The sequence below is a fragment of the Agromyces salentinus genome (genome assembly GCF_009749395.1).
Lineage (GTDB): Bacteria > Actinomycetota > Actinomycetes > Actinomycetales > Microbacteriaceae > Agromyces > Agromyces salentinus.
The window spans coordinates 359,353-380,356 of record NZ_WBIR01000001.1 but is presented as its reverse complement, the minus strand read 5'-3'; the positions used below and the strand labels follow the sequence as shown (position 1 = coordinate 380,356).

Genomic DNA, 21,004 nt, shown 5'->3' with positions numbered 1-21,004 from the left:
AGTGGTCGCGGCGCTCCCCGAGGACTAGCGTGAAGTCGTGTCCGCTCCTGCGATCGACGCACGAGCCGCTCACGATGCCGGCGTGGAGCGCCTGCTCGAGAGCTACCGGGCCGTGCCCGCGGCATCCGCGATCCGGCTGGCCAAGCGCACCTCGAACCTCTTCCGGACGCGCGAGAAGGCCGATGCCCCGGGCCTGGACACCTCGGGACTGACGCACGTGATCGCGGTCGACGCCGAGCACCGCACGGCCGACGTCGCGGGCATGTGCACGTACGACGACCTCGTGGCGGCGACCCTGCCGCACGGCTTCGCGCCGCTCGTCGTGCCGCAGTTGAAGACCATCACGCTCGGCGGCGCCGTCACGGGGCTCGGCATCGAGTCCACGTCGTTCCGCAACGGCCTGCCGCACGAGTCGGTGCTCGAACTGGACGTGCTGACGGGGGCGGGCGAGGTCGTCACGGCGTCACCGCGCGAGCACGCCGACCTGTTCCACGCCTTCCCGAACTCGTACGGCACGCTCGGCTACGCCGTGCGGCTGCGCATCGAGCTCGAGCCGGTGCTGCCGTTCGTCGCCCTCCGGCACGTGCGCTTCCACGACCTCGACGATCTCGTCGCCGCCATGGACGGCATCGTCCGGACGGGCGCGCACGACGGCGAGCCGGTCGACTTCCTCGACGGCGTGGTGTTCGGGGCCGACGAGGCCTACCTGTGCCTCGGCGCGAAGACGGTCGAGCCCGGGCCCGTCAGCGACTACACGGGACAGCGGGTGTACTACCGGTCCATGCAGCACGACGAGGGCACGACGCGCGACCGGCTCACCGCCCACGACTACCTGTGGCGGTGGGACGCCGACTGGTTCTGGTGCTCCGAGGCGTTCGGGGCGCAGCATCCGCTCGTCCGCCGGCTCTGGCCTCGGCGACTCCGGCGCAGCAGTTCGTACGCGCGGCTCATGCGCCTCGAACGCCGCTACGACATCGGCGACCGGCTCGAGCGGCTGCACGGACGGCCGCCGCGCGAACGCGTCATCCAGGACGTCGAGCTGCCGATCGAACGCACCGCGGAGTTCCTCGGCTGGTTCCTCGAGCACGTGCCGATCGAGCCGATCTGGTTGTGCCCGCTGCGACTGCGGGGCGAGGGCGCCTGGCCCCTGTACCCGCTCGAGCCGCATCGCACCTACGTCAACGTCGGCTTCTGGTCGACCGTGCCCGTCGGCCGGGCCGAGGGCGAGACGAACCGCCGCATCGAGCGCGAGGTCTCCGCCCTCGACGGCCACAAGTCGCTCTACTCCGACAGCTTCTACCCGCGGGAGGAGTTCGACGCGCTCTACGGCGGCGACGCCTACCGGCTCGTCAAGGAGCGCTACGACCCCGACTCACGTCTGCTCGATCTCTACGCGAAGGCGGTGCAACGACGATGACCACGACGAAGGGTCCGACGACCGGCACGACTGGGGCGCCCGAACCATCGGAGCGAGCGGATGTCGCGGGCGGCGCCGGAGGGGGCGAGTCGACGTCGACCCCTCGCCTGACGCTCGCCCAGATCCTCGAGATCCTCGCCGGCGGGCGGCTGCCGCTGCGCTTCACCGCCTACGACGGGAGCTCGGCCGGCCCGCCGGACGCGGCACTCGGCATCGAGCTGAAGACGCCGCGGGGCACGACCTACCTGGCCACCGGACGCGGCGACCTCGGACTCGCGCGTGCGTACATCGCCGGCGACCTCGACGTGCACGGCGTGCATCCCGGAGATCCGTACGACCTGCTGAAGGCGCTGGCCGACGACCTCGTCTTCAAGCTGCCCCCGCCCAAGGTCATGGCGCAGGTCGTGCGCTCGATCGGGGTCGAGCACCTGCGTCCGATCGCGCCGCCGCCGCAGGAGGTGCCGCCGAGGTGGCGCCGGGTGGCCGAGGGACTGCGGCACAGCAAATCGCGCGACGCCGAGGCGATCCACCACCACTACGACGTGTCGAACACGTTCTACGAGTGGGTGCTCGGGCGCTCGATGACGTACACGTGCGCCTGCTACCCGGATGCGGATGCCTCGCTCGACCAGGCGCAGGAGAACAAGTACCGGCTCGTCTTCGAGAAGCTGCGGCTGAAGCCCGGAGACCGCCTGCTCGACGTCGGCTGCGGCTGGGGCGGCATGGTGCGCTACGCCGCCAGGCGCGGGGTGCGGGCCGTCGGCGTCACCCTCTCGGAGCAGCAGACCGCATGGGCGAAGCACGCCATCCACGAGGAGGGTCTCGGCGAGCTCGCCGAGGTGCGGTACGGCGACTACCGCGACATCCGGGAGACCGGCTTCGACGCCGTCTCCTCGATCGGGTTGCTCGAGCACATCGGGGTGAAGAACTACGCGTCGTACTTCCGCTTCCTGCAGTCCAGGCTCCGCCCCGGCGGCCTGCTGCTCAACCACTGCATCACCCGGCCCGACAACACGTCGCAGCCGTCAGCGCGAGGGTTCATCGACCGCTACGTGTTCCCCGACGGGGAACTCACCGGCTCGGGCCGCATCATCCGCGAGGCCCAGGACGTCGGCCTCGAGGTGCTGCACGAGGAGAACCTGCGCCGGCACTACGCGCTGACCCTCCGCGACTGGTGCGCGAACCTCGTCGCGCACTGGGACGAGGCCGTCGCCGAGGTCGGCCTGCCGACCGCGAAGGTGTGGGGCCTCTACATGGCCGGCTCCCGGCTCGCGTTCGAGGTCGGCGGCATCCAGCTGCACCAGGTGCTCGCCGTCCGGCCCGACGAACGGGGCAGCGACGGCGACCTGCCCCTGCGGCCCTGGTGGACGCCGTAGCGGTTCGCGCGGGATCGGACGCTGCGATCCGGTAGCGGCGACGCCCGGGCTGCGCAAGTCCCTGCCGGGAATCCGGTCGCCCGCCTAGGTTCGCTGCATGGACGACCGCACACGAGACTCACGAGACCAGTACACGTTCACCGACCCGTCCGCGCTCTACGCGGAGTTCGACCCGAAGCGACAGCATCAGCCGGAGCCCGGCCTCGAGGCGGAGCTCGAGCCCAAGCCCGACCTCGGCGAGCACACCTATCGCGGCACCGGTCGCCTGACGGGCCGCAAGGCGCTCGTCACCGGGGCCGACTCGGGCATCGGCGCCGCCACGGTGATCGCCTTCGCACGCGAGGGCGCCGACGTCGTCATGTCCTACCTCCCCGAGGAGGAGGCCGATGCGCAGCGCGTCGCGTCGATCGCGCAGGACGCCGGCGTGCAGGTGTTCACGATCCCGGGCGACCTCCGCGACGACGCGTACTGCCGCGAGCTCGTGGATCGCGCGGTCGACTCGCTCGGCGGCCTCGACCTGCTCGTGAACAACGGCGGCAAGCAGGTGTACGCCGAGAGCATCACCGACCTGTCCGACGACCAGTTCGACGACACGTTCAAGACGAACGTGTACGCGATGTTCTGGATCACGAAGGCGGCCGTGCCGCATCTCACCCCCGGCTCGACGATCATCAACACGACGTCGATCCAGGCCTACGAGCCCTCACCGGTCCTCGTGGACTACGCCTCGACCAAGGCGACCATCAACGCGTTCACGAAGGCCCTCGCGCAGCAGCTCGCCCCCAAGGGCATCCGGGTGAACGCCGTCGCGCCCGGCCCCATCTGGACGGTGCTCCAGGTGACCGACGGCCAGCCGCCGGAGAAGCTCGAGGAGTTCGGCGAGAGCACGCCGCTCGGGCGCATGGGCCAGCCCGCCGAACTCGCACCGGCATTCGTCTTCCTCGCGTCCGCGGAGTCGAGCTACGTCGTCGGCGAGACCCTCGGCGTGACCGGTGGCAAGCCGACGCCCTGACCCGTCGCCCGGAGACGCGGGAGGGGCGGATGCCGCGGCATCCGCCCCTCCCGGTCGGCCCTTCAGACGCCATGGGCCCTACAGGGTGACCGTCTCGTTCTCGCCGCCGTCGTAGCGCTCGCCGGTCAGCTTCGCCTTCACGAAGCTCACGAGCGTGGCGATGCGCCCGCCCGGGCTGTCCCAGTACTCGCCCGACTCGGCGGTGACCTTGATGAGGATCGCGTTCGGGCTCTGCGGGCCGTCGGGGAGCCAGGCCTCGACCGCGGCATCCCACAGCTCCTCCTTGCGAGCGGGGTCGTCGACGATCTCGGCGATGCCCGCGAAAGAGACGAAGGTCGATCCAGAGTTCAGCGTCACGCCGACGTTCGCGTTGGCCGCGATCTCGCTCGCATCCCGCGAGTCGCGCTCGGCGAAGTACCAGATCTCGCCGGCATCGGTCACCTCGCGGGGGGACATCGGCCGGGAGACCAGCTTGCCGTCGGCGGTCACGGTCGTGAGCCATCCGTAGGGGATGTCCCGTGCGAGTTCGATGATCCGCTGCTTCTCGGTGTCGGCCATGGCTCCTCCTTCGATGCGAGTGCGTGCTCGTACCGACGCTAGGCGCTGGGCCGGGCGGGCCGGAGGGGATTGACTTCGCATCCCGGGTGCGTCACGCCCGTGCGTCAGGCCGTGTGCGTCAGCCCAGGGCGTCAGGCCTCGTGCGCCAGACCCAGGGCGTCAGCCCCTGCGTCAGACGGAGACCGGCGTCTCGGTCAGGCCATCGCGCTTCGCGCGTCGGCGTTCGCTCACGATGAGCACGATGAGGAGCACGATGCCCGTCACGACGATGAGGTAGGTGCTGAGGGTCGCCCAGATGCCGAAGACGTTCGAGACGGGGTCGCCGCCGTGCAGGAACAGGGTGGGATCGGTGGTCGCGTGCAGCAGGATCGGCCAGACCAGGTTGCCGGTCACCCGCAGTGCGAGGTACATGCAGAGGCCGAAGAAGAACGTGTAGACGACCTGCTGGAGCGTCGTCGCGAGGCCCTGGTCGCTCGTGAACACGTTGCCGATGTGGAGCGCCGCGAAGATGCCGGCCGAGGCCATCGCCACGGCGATCTCGCCGTGCCCGGCCTTGCGCATGAGGTTCACCACGAAGCCGCGGGTCAGCACCTCCTCGGCGAAGCCGACGAAGAGTCCGGTGATCAGCCAGGCGGCCACGAGGGCCCCGCCCGCCTTGTCGTAGTCGACGCTGAGGAGCGCCGAGACGTTGATCGAGAGCACCACGGCGATCGCGACCCACATCCAGCCGCGGCCGCGCACCGGCTGGGGGCCGAACAGCTCCTTCAGCCAGCCGAGCGAGACCGCGAAGAGCACCAGGAGGATGCAGGCGAGCGCGATCGGCAGCGCCGTGGCGATGAGCACGTCCATCGGGCCGCCCTCCTCGCCGCGGGCGGGGCTGCCGACGTCGCCGAAGACCCAGCCGACGAGGAGGCCCATGAGCTGGTAGAGCCCGTAGTAGACGACGGCGAGCAGGAGCGCCCGCCAGAATCCGCCGTGCTCCCAGAACCGCTTCCAGGGTGACGTCGACTGATCGGGCACGGTTGCCTCCCGGCTGGGTTCGCGAGTGGGAGGCGACTGCCTCCGAACGCGAGCGTACTTCAGTCGAGGGGAGGGGCGGCGCCGCGTGCCGCCCCGGGAGTGGCACCGTGCCGACGGGGCATCCGGGCCGGGTAGAATCGACGGTCCGCCGCACGAGGGGAATCGACATCAGCAGCAGCCTTCCGACCACGCCCGTCGCCGAGGAGCAGGCGGCGCTCGACCGCATCCGCGACGTCGTCGCCGAGCTCCTCGAGCAGGAGACCGCGTACCTTCGGGCGACGCTCGGGCAACCCAGTGAGGGCCTGAACCTCACCGAGCGCGACGCGCTCGTGGCGCACCACGCCCAGCGCGTCCAGGGGCTGCAGACGGCGCAGTACGGGCTGCTGTTCGGCGGGGTCGAGACCGACGAGGGCGGGCGGTTCCGGATCGGACGCCTCGGCCTCAGCGACCCCGACGACGGGGAGCGGCTGCTCATCGACTGGCGGGCCCCCGTGGCTCGGGCGTTCTACACGGCGACGCCGCTGCACCGCGAGGGGCTCAAGGCGAGGCGGCGCATCACGTCGACCGACCGCACCGTCACGGCGGTCTACGACGAGCCGCTCCTCGTCGACGACCTCGACGACCTGGGCGACGCCGACAGCCGCGATGCCGCGCTCATGGCGGCCCTCGACCGTCCGCGCTCGCAGCACATGAGCGACATCGTCGGCACGATCCAGCGCGAGCAGGACGCGATCATCCGCGGGCCGCTCGCGGGCACCCTCGTCGTGCAGGGCGGGCCGGGCACCGGCAAGACCGCGGTCGCCCTCCAGCGCGCCGCCTACCTGCTCTACGAGCACCGCAACCGCCTGTCCAAGTCGGTCGTGCTCATCGTCGGGCCGAACGTCCGCTTCCTCGAGTACATCTCGCAGGTGCTGCCCTCGCTCGGCGAGGACTCGGCCGTGCTCGTCACGCCGAGCACGCTCGTGCCGGGAGTCACGGCCACCGCGACCGAGGCGCCGCTCGCCGCCGAGTTCAAGGGCCGACTCGACATCGTCGCCGCGCTCAAGCAGGCGGTGCGCGCGTTCGAGGTCCCGAACGAGGGCACGCGGATGCTGCGCCCGGCCGGCCTCAAGCCGATGACGCTCGACGGCCGGATGCTCCAGCGCGTGCGCACCCGGGGCCGCTCCGGCAGCACGCCGCACAACGCCGCGAGGCCGAAGTTCGAGAAGGCGCTGCTCACCGAGATCCTCCGGCTCGAGGACGAGGAGCACGGTTCCTCCTCCATGGAGGACTGGGAGCGCCGCGCCGACTGGGCCGAGGACCCCGCGGTGCAGGAGCTCTTCGACGAGCTCTGGCCGCTCCTCGACCCCGTCGACGTGGTGCGGGGCCTGTTCAGCGACCCGGCGCAGTTCGACGCCGCGTTCCCGAGGCTCGAGCCCGTGTTGCGCGCCGCGCTGCTGCGGCCCCGGGAGCACGGCCTGACGCCCGCCGACATCCCGCTCGTCGACGAACTCGCCGAGCTGCTCGGCGAGGACCCGCGCCCGGCGGCGGCGGCCGCGGCGCGCGCCCGGTCCGACCGCGCGACCGATCTCGAGTACGCGCAGAACGTGCTCGACATGGTCACCGACGCCGATGCCGATGCCGACCATGTCAGCGCCCCCGTCTCGATCGTCAGCGCCTCGGCCCTCGCCGACCGGCAGGCCGCCGGCGATGGACGCACCCCGGCCGAGCGGGCGATGTCCGACCGCGAGTGGGTCTACGGCCACGTCATCGTCGACGAGGCGCAGGAGACGAGCCCGATGCTGCTGCGGGCCCTCATCCGGCGCTGCCCGACGCGGTCGATGACGCTCGTGGGCGATGCCAACCAGTACACCGCGACCGACGCCGCCTTCACGTGGGCGGGGCTGCTCGACCCCCAGGTGCCGAGGTGGAGCCGAACGGACCTCACCGTCAACTACCGCACGCCCGGGCGCATCATGCGCCTCGCGACCGGCGTGCTGCGCCGCGTCGACCCCGGTGCGCCCGAGCCGACCTCGGCCCGCGACGGAGACCACGAACCGCGGGTCGTCCGGGTCGATGCCGCCCGTCTCGGCGAGGCGGCGGCCCGTGCGGCCGCCGAGGCGCTCGCCGAGAGCGAGGGCACGGTCGGCGTCATCGCGCCGCTCGGCGTGCACGGCGCGCTCCGCGAGCTTCGGGCGGACGAGGCCGCGAAGGCGGCGGCCGGCGACGCGGCATCCGATCGGCTCTGGGTGGGCACCCCCGACGACGCGAAGGGCCTCGAGTTCGATGCCGTCGTGGTCGCCGTGCCGCCGATGCCGGCTCACGAGGCGGTGTCTTCGGCGACGTGGAAGCGGCTGTACGTCGCGCTGACGAGGCCGACGAAGCGGCTCACGGTGGTCCAGGCCGGGGACGCGATCGGCTGAGCCGCCCAGCCGTCGGGACTCGCGTGACCTCGCTCGCGGCGGCACACTGGGATCATGGCCATCTCCGACAGCGACCTCAGCCACCTGCGCCGTGCGGTCGACCTCGCCCGCGAGGCCGCGGAGGCGGGCGACGAGCCGTTCGGGTCGGTTCTCGTCGACGGCGCGGGCGTGGAGCGGTTCGCCGAACGCAACCGCGAGGCGAGCACGGGCGATCCGACGCGGCATCCGGAACTCGACCTGGTCCACTGGGCCGTCGCGAACCTGACGCCGGTCGAGCGCGAGCGCGCGACCGTCTACACCTCGGGCGAGCACTGCCCGATGTGCGCGGCCGCGCACGCGTGGGCGGGGCTCGGACGCATCGTGTACGTCGCGTCGGCGGCGCAGGTCTCCGGATGGCGCAGGCAGGCGGGCAGCGGACCCTCGGCGGTGGCACCGCTGCCGATCACCGCGGTCGCGCCGAACCTGGTCGTCGAGGGGCCGGTCGACGAGCTCGTGCCCGAGGTGCGGGCCCTCATCGAGGCTGCGGCCGGAGGGGCCCCGACGTCGTAGGAGCCGCGGTCGCGGAGCGCGGGTACGCCGCCCTGCACCATGGGGAATTCCCGTGCACGGCTCGCACGACGCGCGTAGTCTTGACGGACGGGTCACCGCCGTCGCCTCCGAGGAGCCGCCGAGCGCGATCCCCGCGGGCACACCCTGAACCGACGCCCGGAACGGAACGAGCTGCGATGCCTTGGGAAGACGACTTCGACGCCGACGAGCGCGGCGAGCGTCGCCCCGAGCGAGCGCCGGTCACCGGATGGCGCGTCGCACGCCTGACCGCGGCCTACACCGGCATCGTCGTCGGCGCCGTCGGGCTCGTGATCGGCACGGTCGTCGCCGTCAACGTCATCGGAACGGCGACGAACCCGGGAGGGTTCGCGGCGCCCGCGGCCGCCGGGTCGAATGTCGCCCTGCCGCCGACCGTGATCCAACCCGAGTCCGACGACCAGCGCATCGAGGCAGACGCCGACGCCGAGGGCGAGCCGGAGGGCGACGGCGACGCGACCGTCCTCGAGGAGCCGATCGACGTGTCGGGCTTCGAGTCCTCGCTCATGGAGGTCATCGACGGTGAATGGATCGCCCGGGTCTCCGGCGAGACCGGCATCCCCGAGCGGGCCCTCTCCGCCTATGCGTCCGCGCATGTGCTCTCCGCCGCCGACGATCCCGAGTGCGGCCTCGACTGGGCCACCATCGCCGCGATCGGCGAGATCGAGTCCGGGCACGCGAGCCATGGCTCGACGACGCTCGACGAGAACGGCGACGCCCAGCCGCCGATCATCGGGCGGGCGCTCGACGGCGACGGCGTCGCGAAGATCACCGACACCGACGGCGGCCTGCTCGACGGCGACGCGACGTGGGACCGTGCGGTCGGGCCGATGCAGTTCATCCCCTCGACCTGGGAGAAGTGGGGCAGCGACGCGAACGGCGACGGTGTCGCCGACCCGAACCAGATCGACGACGCCGCACTCGCGACGGCCGGGTACCTGTGCGCCTCCGGCGCGATGACGACCGCCGACGGATGGCGCGCGGCCGTGTTCTCGTACAACCACGACAACGACTACGTCGACAAGGTCGCGAAGGTCGCGCGCGGATTCGCCGAATCCGCAGGATAGGGCCGCGGATGCCTCGGTCCACCGCCGGATCGTCGATCGGCGCCGCGCGCTGGCATCCGCTGCGGAGCCGCCGACCCGATCCTCCGGCGTGGACCGCCGCGCTCGCCGAGGGGGAGGACGCCGGGTTCTTCGGACCCGGCAGTGCCGTGTGGGCCGTCAACGGCGCACTGCCCACGCTCGTCGCCGGCATCCGGGCACTGCTCCTGCAGACGCTGCATCCCGGGGCGATGGCCGGGGTCCACGACTGGTCGCGATACCGGGAGGACCCGCTCGCGCGGCTCGACGGCACCGTGCGGTGGGTGGCCGTGACGACCTTCGGCGACCGGCGGAGCGCCGCCGCGGCATCCGCCTTCGTCTCGCGGCTGCACGAGCACGTGACCGGCACCTACGTCGATGCGAAGGGCGTCGAACGCGAGTACGCGGCGAACGACGCAGAGCTGCTGCGCTGGGTGCACGACGCCTTCACCGAGGCGTTCCTCGGCGCCCACGAGATCTGGGGCGGGCCGATCCCCGGCGGCGCCGACGCCTACGTCCGGGAGTGGGCGCAGGCCGGGCGCCTCATGGGCGTCGTCGACCCGCCGACGACCGTCGACGCGTTGCGGGCCGAGATGGCGGCGTTCCTCGCCGACGCGAAGCGCGACGAGCGCGTCGTCGAGACGGTCGGCTTCCTCCGGCGTCCGGGGTTGCCGGGGCTCACCGGGCGGCTCTACCCGATCCTCTTCGGCGGCGCCGTGGCCTCGCTCGACCCCGGGCAGCGGGACCTCCTGGGCCTCCGACGACCGTGGTGGCCGGCGATCACGCTGACGCGTGCCCTACTCCTCGTCGCGCGGCGGGCGCTCGGCGCCACGTCGCCGAGCGAGCGCAACGCGCGGGCGCGGGTGGCGCGGCTGCGAAGCGAGGCGTCACGTGGTGAGGCGTCACGGGGCGAACGGGCCGAGGCCTCACCGCTCGAGTGAGTCCGTGCCGGCGTCATCCGCCCCGACCGCGGACGTGGACGTGAGTGGCAGCCGGGCCACCGCGAATCCGGCGGCGACCGCACCGAGGCCGCCGAGCGCGAGGTCGGCGATGGTGTCCTCGTACGCCACGAAGATCCGGTCGCTGATGAAGGCGTGGCCGAACCACTCGACCATCTCCCACAGCGCCCCGAGGGCGAGCCCGACCAGCGTCGTCACGACCGCGGTCCCGGCGACCGACCCGCGATCGTCGTCGGGGCTCGAGACGGCACCGAACCGCGCGAGCAGGATGGCGAGCAGCGCCGCGAGCACGCCCGTGCACGCGAAGTGCACGACGAGGTCCCACCACGCGACGGACGCGTACAGGCCGATCACGTTGCTCCACCCGGCGATGAGCAGGATCGCGCAGGCCGCGAGGTCGAAGGCGGGCCGGGCGCCGAGCATCCGCGGGAGCAGCAGCCCGGGAAGCACGAACGCGAGCACGCCGGCATCCGTCGCGCTCCACCAGAGGGCGGCGACGATGACGCCGATGCCGCCGGCCAGGCGGAGCGCGTCCGCGGCGATCAGGCCGGGCCCGCGCGGCGGGCGGCGGAGGTCCGCGAGCAGGCGTTCGGCCCCGGTGCTCCGCTCGTCCGGTGCCGCGTCCTCGGGTGCCGCGGAGTCGTGCGGCCTCCGTCTCGTCCCATCCGGCCGCCCCATGTCCTTCACCGTACGTTCGCGTGCGAGGCATCCGAGAGTCCATTGACACGAGGCCGCCGGCCCGATATGGCCCATACGCATCTCGCCCCAGGAGTCAACCCCTGCCGCTCGGTCGAACCGCGGCCTACGGTCAATACTGTCGGGCCCATCAGTCGGGCCGACGCGAACAAGGAGTCATCCGATGACCGATCCAGGCCCTCACAGACCCTCAACTGGAATCGACCGGTTCACGGCGGTGATCTCATGAGCACCATCGTCGATCCGCCGGCCCGCGATGGGCGGCGCGTCCGCCAGCACGGCCTCCCGCCGATCGGGAGCTGGTGGCCCATGCTCGAGCATCCGCTCAAGCGCGAGTTGCTCGAGAACCTCGATGCCCCGCTGCGGCCGTACATCGTGCGCCGCATCCTCGATCTCTGCGATCGCGAGCACGAGCGGCTCCCGCACCGCACGGTGCGCCTCGACCTCGACGAGCGCGCGTACATCGCCGGCTGGGCGCACGAACTCAGCTGGGAGTGACGTCGGCGGCATTCGGCGGCACTGTCGCCGCCGGGTGCCTCTGGCTAGCCTGAGCGGATGAGCGAGCCCTTCTTCGACCTGCGACCGGTCGACGCACCCGAGCCGGAGCCCGAGACGTACGTGCAGCCCGCGTGGCACCAGCCGCCGCCCGCGGTGCTGCCGGGTCGGGTCCTGGTCGACGGGATCGTCCATCGCGACGATGCCCTGCTCATCTGGGTCCGAGAGGTGGCCAGGTACGAGGAGGGCGTCTCGATCTCGCTCCGATGGGCGCGCAGGCGGCGACCCGGCGAGTCCATGCGCGACTGGAACTCCTTCGTGCACGCTCGCATGGGATGGGGCCTCGGCGGCGCGGAGGGCGATGAACTCCGATTGGGCGTCCAGCTCCCCGGCGGCCGCAAACTGATCGCGGGAGGCGGAGGACCGGGCCAGGAGGCCGGACCCGGTGAACCGACGCCGCCGACCATCTCCATGTACGGCGGCGGTGGCGGGGGCGGTCTCGACCTCCACGAGCAGAACGTCGAGGTGTGGCTGTGGTCGCCGGGCGCGCTGCCGCGGTCGTTCGAACTCGTGATCGCCTGGGCGGCGCTCGGAGTGCCCGAATCGAGGTTCGTCGTGTCCGCCGACATGCTCGCCGGCGCCCTCCATCCCCGCCCGTTCTGGGACTGACTTCCGCGCAGCTGCGCTGTGCGGCCTGCACGCCGCCTGCGAATCCGATCACGACGCTCCCGGTCGGGAGGATTCCGGGGTATTCTCGCAACACGCGTTATATCGCGTGTTGACGCGGCCGTCGAATTGCGCAGGGGGTGGTGCTCGTGACCGGCATCGAAGCGGTGCTGATCGGGCTCGGAGTGATCGTGCTCCTCTCGATCGGCGTCATGGTGACGTTCGTCCTGGTGGTGCGTTCGCTCTTCCGCCGCGTGCGCCGCAGTCGAGCGGTGAACGGCACGACCCTCCGCACCAGGGCCCGCCTCGCGCGGGGGCCGCAGCGCAACGTGCTCGCCCTGCGCGTCCGCCTCGACGAGAGCCTTCGCAGCGGGCGTTCCGCCGTCGAGCTCGCGGGGGGCGGTGCGCGCAGCGAGCTGCCCCGCCTGTTCCGCCGCATCGGCGACGAGGGCGCGGTGCTCGACCTGCAGCTGCGACTGATGGAGTCCGAGACCGACACCGCGGCGCTCGCCGACGAGCTCCCCGCTGCGCGCCAGCGGGTCGAGCAGGTCGAGGGCCTCGTGAAGCAGGTGCGCTCGGCCGTGGCATCCGCCCTCTCCGGCACGACCGATGACGCGCTCTCGACGCTCGGCTCCGAGGTCGACCGCGAGGTCGCGGCCCTCCACGCGGGTATCGAGGAGCTCCAGGCGCTCAACCGCCGCGACGGCCGCGTCACGATGACGCGCCCCACGACTTCCACCGTACGAGATGAGGGGAACCGACCATGAGCAACGCCAACAGCAACACGTCCAGGGTGAAGACGATCTTCCGCAGCAAGACGTCGAAGGCCCTCGACCGCATGGAGGATCCCCGCGAGACCCTCGACGACAGTTACGACCAGCAGGTGAAACTGCTCCAGCAGGTTCGCATCGCGGTGGCCGATGTCGCGACCGCGAAGAAGCGCATCGAGCTGCAGGGCGAGGAGATGGGCGCGCGCTACCAGCGCCTCGGCTCCCAGGCATCCGAAGCGCTCGCGCAGGGACGCGAAGACCTCGCGCGCGCCGCGCTGGAGCGTCGCGCGATGCTCGAGGGGCAGGTCGCCCAGCTGCAGAACCAGTACAGCTCCCTCGAGCGCCAGACCGCGCAGCTGCAGGAGCGCGAGCGTCGCCTCACCGACCAGGTCGCGGCGTTCCGCATCGAGAAGGAGACGATCAAGGCGACCTACACCGCCTCCGAGGCGCAGGTCCGGGCGAACGAGGCCGTCTCCGGCATCAGCAACAGCATCACGGATGTCGGGTCCAGCCTCGATCGCGCCCGCGACCGTGTCGCGCAGATGCAGGCGCGCGCCGCCGCGACCGACGAGCTGCTCGCGAGCGGGGCCCTCACCGACCTCGCCGCAGCGCCGGATGCCGACATCGAGCGTCAGCTCGCGGCGGTGTCCGCGCAGGCCGAGATCGAGCGCCAGCTGCAGGCCCTGAAGGGCGGCGCAGCGCCGAGCAGCTCCGACCGATCGGGTTCGGGCGGTTGGATGGGCATCGGGAGCTCGAGCTCGTAACGACTGCCCGATCGCGCCATCCCGATGCCCCGACGCCGGCCTCGAGGGCGGCGCGGTGGTGCGGCCGACGACGTACGGTATCCGCGTGCAGCGTACGACGCGAGAGCAGGGTGAGGCCGGCCGGGAGGCATCGCCGTCGATGACGTCCGCCTCGGCGGGAGCCGCCTCGGCGTCATCGATGCCGCAGTCGCTGCTGGCCCTCCAGCGTGCGGCGGGCAATCAGGCGACGGCGGCGTTCGTTCAGCGCAGCTGGATCGACGACGTCTGGAGCCGCGGGATCTTCGACGGCTCGATGCTGGCCCAGGCGGACCCGGGACTCCCTCGCTCGTTCATCAACCACTACATGTCGGGCGGCGGGGCCGCATACGACCTCACCAGGGCCGAGATGATCGAGGTCGATGCGATCACGAACGTCTTCTCCTGGTTTCCCGCGGTGGCCGCCGAACGCAACCGCCTCATCACCGTCGCGGAGGCGGACCCGGCCCCGCCGACCGAGTACAAGCAGTTCACGGCAGCCATCAGCGGTGCGCGTGGACGAGGCGTCGCGCAGAAGAACCAGACCCTCGGCAACTTCACCGTGACGCTGGACGGCACGCTGACGCTGACGAAGGGGAGCACGGGGGTCATCGCCGAATTCGCCGGGACCGCCACGTACTACGACTATTGGGACTTCGACCCCAAGCCGATGGCGACCTTCGCCGAGGGCACCAGTGGGCGGAGCACTGCGGGGGAGCTCAAGACGTGGGTCGGCGCCCTCATGGAGGGAACGCCGTTCCCGATCAACAGCGCCGACACGGTGGCCGTGTCGCAGCATCAACTCGACGACCAGGCCGACATCACGTGACCGCGAGCACGCGATTCACGCGCTCTGGCGGCGAACGATCTCGGTGATCCAGATCGGCGCGAACGGTGACGTGCAGCCGGGCGCGGTCGGGTAGTCCTTCAGCACCTCGAGGCGCTCGCCGATCGCGAGGGCGCGCGCGCGGTACTCGGGATGGCTGATGCCGATGTGGGCGAGGCACTCATTCATCGCCCACTGCAGGCGGTCGGGGGCCCGCTTCATGTCGGCCTCGATGAGGTCGAGCAGTCCGGGCAGGTCGAGCCCCTCGGGCGACTTCTGCACGCGCGTGCTCGTGAGCGCCCAGCCTGCGCTCGCGACGGTCGGGTCCGCGTCGTCGAACCACGCCACGCGCAGCTCCTCGACGTGCGGGCTCTTCTTGACCACGTAGTTGACGAGCCAGTCCTGCACCTTGGGGGCACGTGCCTCGCGGAGCATCGCGTCGAGCTCGGCCGCGCTGTACGCCTTCGGGCGGCAGATCAGGAGTGCGACCAGGCGAGCCGGGGTCTCGCCGGTCTCCCAGAGGCGGATGGCCAGGTCGTGCTGGGTCTTCAGCCGCTTGGCGACGGCGCGCAACTTCGTGAGGTTCACGCCGTGGTCGTCGCCGTGGCGCTCGTTCACCGCGCGCATCTTCGGATCCTCGAGGCTCGCGAGCTCGGCGAGCACGCGGCCGACCTCGTCGTCGGTGCCCGGCTCGAGGTCCGCCTCGATGGTCGACGTCTGGGTCGTCACGAGGGTCTCCTTCGTCTCTGCGGTCCGGTTCCAGCCTACGTCGGGCGGCTGCGTCGCGGTACGTCGGCGCGGGGTCGGGATCGACGGGACGCACGTGCGGATGCCGCGGCATCCGTGGTTCCGTCCCACGAGGTCGTGGGCCATCGGTAGCCTCACCGTATGACGAGCGTCCACGACACCGAAGCCTGGCAGCCCGGGACCGTGCGCGACGCGGCCGGCGGCATCGCGGCGCTCACGATCGCGACCTTCCTTGCGCTGACGACCGAGATGCTCCCGGTCGGCGTGCTCCCGGCGATGAGCGATGAACTGGGCGTCACGGAGTCGATCGCCGGCCTGCTCGTCACCGTCTACGCCTTCATGGTGGCGGCGCTCGCCCTGCCCTTGACGTTGTGGACCCGCCGGCTGCCGCGCAAGGGACTGCTGCTCGGCACGCTCGCGGCGTACACGGCCGCCAACTTGGTGGTCGCGGTCGCCCCGACGTTCGCCGTGGTCGCAGCCGGCCGTGCCATCGGCGGCGTCGCGCATGCGCTCTTCTTCTCGCTGAGCATCGCCTACGGTTCGCGGCTCGTGGCGCCCGCCTTCACCGGGCGTGCGCTCGCGATCGTCACCGCCGGTGCTTCGGCCGGCTTCGTGCTGGGCGTACCGCTGTCGACCGCGCTCGGCACCGCCGTCGGCTGGCGGGTCGCCTTCGGCGTCCTGGCCGCCGGGTGCGCGCTCACGCTGCTGCTCGTCGCGGTGCTCCTGCCCGCCGTGCCGATCGAGGCGCCGGCAGATGACAGCCGCACCGAACGCCGCACGCGTCGCGGGCGTCTCGCCGCGGTGACGGCCACCAACGCCCTCGTCTACCTCGGGCAGTACACCGTCTACACGTACGTGGCGGTGATCCTGCTCGCGGCGGGCCTCGGCGCGGCCGGGGTCGGCCCCGTCCTGCTCGGTGTCGGCACGGTGAGCCTCGTGGGCACCTGGTACGCCGGCGTCACGCTCGACCGGCGTCCCAGGTCGAGCCTCATCCTCGTGCTCGCCGTCATGGTCGTCGGATTGCTGGCCATCGGCGCGGCGTTCCCCGCGCTCGGCTGGGTGATCGCCGCGACCGCCGTCTGGGGCATGGGCTTCGGCGCGGTCGCGTCGAGCTTCCAGACGGCCGCGATCCGCACGCGAGGCGCGACGCCCGACGTCATCGGCGCCCTCGTCAACGCCACCGCGAACCTGGGCATCGGCGGGGGAGCCGCCCTCGGCGGCCTCGTGCTCGCGGGCGTCGGGCTCGGCTGGGTGCCCTACGTCGGTGCGGCGCTCGTGCTCGCGGGCATCGTCGTCGTGGTGGTCGCGCGGCGGGCCTTCCCGGCGACGCCGGCCTAGCGAGCGGATGCCGCGAGCGGATGCCGCTGGGCGGCGTCGCCGCGCGGCATCCGTCTATGCTCGATCCGACGTCGGGCGTTCGACCGATCGGGCGAGTGATGAGGGGCGGCCAATCCATGCAGGCATCCGGTCCCGCCCGTGCAGCCGGCGTCCGTGACGTGGCGGCGCTCGCCGGGGTGTCGCGGCAGACGGTCTCGCGGGTGCTGAACGAGCATCCGCAGATCAAGGAGTCGACGCGGCGCCGGGTCATGGACGCGATCGCCGAACTCGAGTACACGCCGAACTTCGCCGCCAGGGCGCTCGGCACGAAGCGCTCGCGCACGATCGGCGTGCTCGCGTCGGACTCGCGGCACTACGGCCCCTCGACGAGCATCGCGGCACTCGAGGCGGCGGCTCGGGCGGCCGGCCACTGGGTGAGCACCGCGTACGTCGATTCCGAGGACCTCGGGTCGGTGTCGGCGGGCATCGCGCACCTACGCGGTCAAGCGGTCGACGGCATCGTCGTGGTCGCCCCGCACGTGCACGTGCTCGAGGCGCTCGACGGCCTTCGGCTCGACGTGCCGGTCGTGACCCTGCTCGCCGGCGGACGCGACGATCGCAGTCCTGCCGTCGACCAGGTCGAGGGCGCCCGCATCGCGACGCGGCACCTGGTCGGCCTGGGGCACACGCGCATCGCGCACCTCGCCGGACCGTCCGACTGGCTCGAGGCGAGTTCGCGCCAGCACGGATTCGCGCTCGAGCTCGAGGCCCATGGGCTCGCGCCCGTCGCGGTCGTCGGCGGCGACTGGTCGGCACGGTCGGGCTACGCCGCGGGTGAGGCGCTGATGGCGGATGCCCCGACCGCCGTCTTCGCGGCGAACGACCAGATGGCGCTCGGCCTCATGCGGTACCTGCGCGAGCAGGGTGCTGCGGTGCCCGAGGCGGTGAGCGTGGTCGGCTTCGACGACATCCCCGACGCGGAGTACTTCTGGCCGCCGCTCACGACTGTCCGGCAGGACTTCGACGAGCTTGCGCGGCGCGCCGTCGCCGCGCTGCTGGACGGTGGTGGCGATGCCGGCGGCGCGGGTGCTCGCGATGCCGGCAGCGGTGCCGGTGCCGGGCGTGCTGGCGGTGGTGCCGGTGTTGCTGGCGGCGGTGACGGTGCCGGGAGTGCTGGCGCTGCTGATGCTGGGCCGGCGGGTCGCCCGATGCTCGTGCCCGAGCTCATCGTGCGCGCGTCGACCGCGCCGCGCTGAGCTGCGCCCGGAGCCCGGGAGTGGCGCGGAGCCCGCCCGGCGCGGCGCACCGCCCGGCGCCGCGTCATCTGAGAGCTCAGAGCGCAGAGCGCAGAGCAACGACGTGATCGCGTCCCCGCCGAGGCCGACCGTATTCCGGAGATTCGCGCGACACGCCGGGCATATCGGGTCGCGCGTGCGCGTGTCGCGCAGGAACTCCGGAATTCGGCACATGAGCAGCGATGAGCAGCGGCATATGAACAACAGCGGCAACCAGCAGAGGTGCAGCGGAGATGAGCAGCGGCACATGACCAGCGAGCGATGAGCAGCGGCACATGACCAGCGAGCGACGAGCAGCGGCACATGAGCAGCAGCGATGAGCAGCGGCACATGAGCGGCGGTGTCCGGCCCCCGCAATTGACACGCCGACGCTGCTGAGTCAGAATGTGACCGGTCACAGTCGCGGAACCCGCGGCCGGTCGCGATGGAGGACGAACCCGTGAGTGCAGCACCCCAGGCATCGAGGCCTGACCGAATCGCAGGCGGCACCCGCTTCCGGCCCATCCCGGATCGCAGTACCGTGGCTGGCGTGGTGGCGGCATGAGCGGCACGAACGACGGCGTCCGGCAGGGTTTCACCCCCGACGTCGAGGCGGCGATCGCGCGTGTGCGGACCGAGGTTGCGAAGTTGCATGGCGAGTTGACGCGGTATGGCCTGGTGGTCTGGACCGGCGGGAACGTGTCTGGTCGGGTGCCGGGTGCGGAGTTGTTCGTGATCAAGCCGTCGGGGGTGTCGTATGACGATCTCGCGCCGGAGAACATGATCCTGTGCGATCTGGATGGCAATGTGATCCCGGGTACGCCTGGTGCTGACCGGGCGCCGTCCTCGGATACCGCGGCGCATGCGTACGTGTACCGGAACATGCCGGAGGTCGGTGGTGTGGTGCACACGCATTCGACGTATGCGGTGGCGTGGGCGGCACGCAACGAGGAGATCCCGTGCGTGATCACGGCGATGGCCGATGAGTTCGGCGGTCCGATCCCGGTGGGTCCGTTCGCGATCATCGGGGATGACTCGATCGGTCGGGGCATCGTGGAGACCTTGAGCGGGCACCGCAGCCGTGCGGTGTTGATGGCCAATCATGGGCCGTTCACGATCGGCGCGTCGGCCAAGGACGCGGTCAAGGCTGCGGTGATGGTCGAGGATGTCGCCCGCACGGTGCACCTGGCTCGTGAGGCGGGCCCGTTGGTCCCGATCCCGCAGGACGCGATCGACTGGTTGTACGACCGCTACCAGAACGTCTACGGACAGGCGAACGACACCCGCCGGAAGGAAGCCACCGCATGAGCGAGCCCACCACCCAGCAGACGGACGACGCACAGGCGCATGCGACGACGGATGCCGCGCGCACGGCGATCCTCGAGGGTCGCACGTCGCTCGGCATCGAGCTCGGCTCGACCCGCATCAAGGCCTGCCTCGTCGACTCGGCCGACCCCACGAACGTGCTTGCCGTCGGCAGCCACGAGTGGGAGAACCGGTTCGAGGACCGCGTCTGGACCTACTCCCTCGAGGACGTCTGGTCGGGCCTGCAGGCCGCGTACGCGGACCTCATCGCCGACGTGCGGCGCCGCCACGACGCGACGCCGCAGACCTTCGGCGCGATCGGCGTCTCGGCGATGATGCACGGCTACCTCGCGTTCGACGCGGCCGACGAGCTGCTCGTGCCGTTCCGCACCTGGCGCAACACCTCCACGGGCGCGGCATCCGCAGAGCTCAGCGAGCGCTTCGGCGTCAACATCCCGCTGCGCTGGTCGATCGCGCACCTGCACCAGGCGATCCTCGACGGGGAGGCGCACGTCCCCGACATCCGCTTCGTGACGACCCTCGCCGGGTACGTGCACTGGCGCCTCACCGACCGCAAGGTGCTGGGCGTGGGCGACGCGTCGGGCATGTTCCCGATCAGCACGGACCCGATCGACGCCGCCACCCACGGCTACGACGCGGGCCTGGTCGACTCCTACGACTCGCTCGTCGGCGACCGCGCGCCGCGCCCGCTGCTCGACCTGCTGCCCGAGGTGCTCGACGCGGGCGTGCCCGCCGGCGTCCTCACGGCGGCCGGCGCGGCCCTGCTCGATCCGACCGGCGGCCTGCAGCCCGGCGCCCCGTTCTGCCCGCCCGAGGGCGACGCCGGCACGGGCATGGTCGCGACGAACTCGGTCGCCCCGCGCACCGGCAACGTCAGCGCCGGGACGAGCATCTTCGCGATGGTCGTGCTCGAGCGCCCGCTCGAGCACGCGCATCACGAGCTCGACCTCGTGACGACGCCCGCGGGCGACCCCGTCGCGATGGTGCACTGCAACAACGGTGCGAGCGAACTGGCCGCGTGGGTCGGGCTCTTCGCGCAGTTCGGTGCCGCCTCGGGCAGCCCGGTCGACACCGACACGGCCTTCGACGTGCTGTTCCGTGCCGCGCTCGAGGGTGAGCCCGACGCCGGCGGACTGCTCGCCTACAACCACCTCGCGGGCGAGCCGATCGCGGGCCTCAGTGAAGGTCGCCCGCTCGTCGTCCGCACGCCCGACAGCCGGCTCACGCTGCCGAACTTCATGCGCGCCCAGCTGTACGGCGTGTTCGGCACGCTCGCGCTCGGCATGCGGGTGCTCGCGGGCGAGGGCGTCGAGCTCGACCGCATGTTCGCGCACGGCGGCATGTTCCGCACGGCGGGCGTCGCGCAGCGCTTCCTCGCCGGCTCGCTCGACGCGCCCGTGGCCGTCGGCGAGACCGCGTCCGAGGGTGGAGCCTGGGGCATTGCGGTGCTCGCCTCCTACCTCTCGGCGCCCGCGGGCACCGACCTCGACACCTACCTGCGCGACAGCGTCTTCGCGGACGCCGAGGTCGAGACCGTCACCCCCGACCCCGCGGATGTCGCCGGCTTCGCCGCCTACCTCGAGCGCTACCGGGCCGGCCTCGCCGCCGAGGCCGCGGCCGTCGAGGCGCTCTGACCCGAGGGGAGCGCCGCGCACGCGGCATCCGCTCGCACCGCACCCCTCGCAGCACGACGCCGC

General features: G+C 72.0%; 20 protein-coding genes. 16 read left to right on the top strand and 4 right to left on the bottom strand.

Features of this window, described 5'->3' with window-relative positions:
• Positions 1-37 precede the first annotated feature (37 nt).
• From GQQ95_RS01850 to GQQ95_RS01840, 3 genes are all read left to right on the top strand, one after another.
• Positions 38-1,417: an FAD-binding oxidoreductase gene (locus tag GQQ95_RS01850; RefSeq protein WP_157425917.1), complete on the top strand. Its 1,380-nt coding sequence runs from the start codon at positions 38-40 to the stop codon at positions 1,415-1,417.
• A complete protein-coding gene (locus GQQ95_RS01845; RefSeq protein ID WP_157425916.1) occupies positions 1,414-2,793 on the top strand; it encodes a class I SAM-dependent methyltransferase in 1,380 nt (459 codons plus the stop codon). Before GQQ95_RS01850 ends, GQQ95_RS01845 begins: the two co-directional genes overlap by 4 nt.
• Before the next feature lie 97 nt (positions 2,794-2,890).
• Positions 2,891-3,805: an SDR family oxidoreductase gene (locus GQQ95_RS01840; RefSeq protein ID WP_157425915.1), complete on the top strand. Its 915-nt coding sequence runs from the start codon at positions 2,891-2,893 to the stop codon at positions 3,803-3,805.
• Positions 3,806-3,883: 78 nt separating this feature from the next.
• Here the strand turns inward: GQQ95_RS01840 and GQQ95_RS01835 are convergent, their stop codons facing one another.
• Both GQQ95_RS01835 and GQQ95_RS01830 read right to left on the bottom strand, forming a co-directional pair.
• The gene (locus tag GQQ95_RS01835) at positions 3,884-4,363 is read right to left on the bottom strand and encodes a pyridoxamine 5'-phosphate oxidase family protein (protein ID WP_157425914.1); all 480 of its coding nucleotides are present in this window, start codon (positions 4,361-4,363) and stop codon (positions 3,884-3,886) included.
• Positions 4,364-4,534: 171 nt separating this feature from the next.
• Positions 4,535-5,383 carry a CPBP family intramembrane glutamic endopeptidase gene (locus GQQ95_RS01830; RefSeq protein ID WP_157425913.1) on the bottom strand — a complete coding sequence of 283 codons (849 nt, stop codon included), beginning with the start codon at positions 5,381-5,383 and terminating at the stop codon, positions 4,535-4,537.
• 107 nt (positions 5,384-5,490) lie between these two features.
• On the opposite strand from GQQ95_RS01830, the gene GQQ95_RS01825 reads away from it, so the two are divergent.
• From GQQ95_RS01825 to GQQ95_RS01810, 4 genes are all read left to right on the top strand, one after another.
• Positions 5,491-7,785 (top strand): HelD family protein, encoded by a 2,295-nt coding sequence (locus GQQ95_RS01825; protein WP_157425912.1) that lies wholly within the window; start codon positions 5,491-5,493, stop codon positions 7,783-7,785.
• A 54-nt stretch (positions 7,786-7,839) separates the two neighbouring features.
• The gene (locus GQQ95_RS01820; protein WP_157425911.1) at positions 7,840-8,334 is read left to right on the top strand and encodes a nucleoside deaminase; all 495 of its coding nucleotides are present in this window, start codon (positions 7,840-7,842) and stop codon (positions 8,332-8,334) included.
• Between the two features lie 176 nt (positions 8,335-8,510).
• Entirely contained in the window at positions 8,511-9,437 is a 927-nt protein-coding gene (locus GQQ95_RS01815; protein ID WP_157425910.1) for a lytic transglycosylase domain-containing protein, read from the top strand.
• A gap of 8 nt (positions 9,438-9,445) precedes the next feature.
• Positions 9,446-10,393 carry an oxygenase MpaB family protein gene (locus tag GQQ95_RS01810; protein ID WP_157425909.1) on the top strand — a complete coding sequence of 316 codons (948 nt, stop codon included), beginning with the start codon at positions 9,446-9,448 and terminating at the stop codon, positions 10,391-10,393.
• On the opposite strand, the gene GQQ95_RS01805 is transcribed toward GQQ95_RS01810, so the two are convergent.
• Positions 10,379-11,089 carry a DUF2238 domain-containing protein gene (locus tag GQQ95_RS01805; protein WP_246205136.1) on the bottom strand — a complete coding sequence of 237 codons (711 nt, stop codon included), beginning with the start codon at positions 11,087-11,089 and terminating at the stop codon, positions 10,379-10,381. The genes GQQ95_RS01810 and GQQ95_RS01805 overlap by 15 nt on opposite strands.
• A gap of 243 nt (positions 11,090-11,332) precedes the next feature.
• Here GQQ95_RS01805 and GQQ95_RS01800 point away from each other — a divergent pair, with 243 nt between their 5' ends.
• From GQQ95_RS01800 to GQQ95_RS01780, 5 genes are all read left to right on the top strand, one after another.
• Positions 11,333-11,605, top strand: a complete 273-nt coding sequence (locus tag GQQ95_RS01800) for a hypothetical protein (RefSeq protein WP_157425908.1) — start codon at positions 11,333-11,335, stop codon at positions 11,603-11,605.
• A 57-nt stretch (positions 11,606-11,662) separates the two neighbouring features.
• A complete protein-coding gene (locus GQQ95_RS01795; protein WP_157425907.1) occupies positions 11,663-12,271 on the top strand; it encodes a hypothetical protein in 609 nt (202 codons plus the stop codon).
• 146 nt (positions 12,272-12,417) lie between these two features.
• Positions 12,418-13,035, top strand: a complete 618-nt coding sequence (locus tag GQQ95_RS01790) for a hypothetical protein (RefSeq protein ID WP_157425906.1) — start codon at positions 12,418-12,420, stop codon at positions 13,033-13,035.
• Positions 13,032-13,802 (top strand): PspA/IM30 family protein, encoded by a 771-nt coding sequence (locus GQQ95_RS01785; protein ID WP_157425905.1) that lies wholly within the window; start codon positions 13,032-13,034, stop codon positions 13,800-13,802. Before GQQ95_RS01790 ends, GQQ95_RS01785 begins: the two co-directional genes overlap by 4 nt.
• A gap of 85 nt (positions 13,803-13,887) precedes the next feature.
• A complete protein-coding gene (locus GQQ95_RS01780; protein WP_157425904.1) occupies positions 13,888-14,646 on the top strand; it encodes a hypothetical protein in 759 nt (252 codons plus the stop codon).
• Positions 14,647-14,661: 15 nt separating this feature from the next.
• Here the strand turns inward: GQQ95_RS01780 and GQQ95_RS01775 are convergent, their stop codons facing one another.
• Positions 14,662-15,351: a DNA alkylation repair protein gene (locus GQQ95_RS01775; RefSeq protein WP_281352021.1), complete on the bottom strand. Its 690-nt coding sequence runs from the start codon at positions 15,349-15,351 to the stop codon at positions 14,662-14,664.
• 180 nt (positions 15,352-15,531) lie between these two features.
• Between GQQ95_RS01775 and GQQ95_RS01770 the strand changes: the two genes are divergently transcribed.
• From GQQ95_RS01770 to GQQ95_RS01755, 4 genes are all read left to right on the top strand, one after another.
• A complete protein-coding gene (locus GQQ95_RS01770) occupies positions 15,532-16,728 on the top strand; it encodes an MFS transporter (protein ID WP_157425903.1) in 1,197 nt (398 codons plus the stop codon).
• A gap of 116 nt (positions 16,729-16,844) precedes the next feature.
• Complete coding sequence (locus tag GQQ95_RS01765; RefSeq protein WP_157425902.1) at positions 16,845-17,963, top strand: LacI family DNA-binding transcriptional regulator; 1,119 nt, start codon at positions 16,845-16,847, stop codon at positions 17,961-17,963.
• Positions 17,964-18,542: 579 nt separating this feature from the next.
• Complete coding sequence (locus tag GQQ95_RS01760; RefSeq protein ID WP_157425901.1) at positions 18,543-19,289, top strand: L-ribulose-5-phosphate 4-epimerase; 747 nt, start codon at positions 18,543-18,545, stop codon at positions 19,287-19,289.
• The gene (locus GQQ95_RS01755; RefSeq protein WP_157425900.1) at positions 19,286-20,941 is read left to right on the top strand and encodes a xylulokinase; all 1,656 of its coding nucleotides are present in this window, start codon (positions 19,286-19,288) and stop codon (positions 20,939-20,941) included. Before GQQ95_RS01760 ends, GQQ95_RS01755 begins: the two co-directional genes overlap by 4 nt.
• Positions 20,942-21,004: the final 63 nt, after the last annotated feature.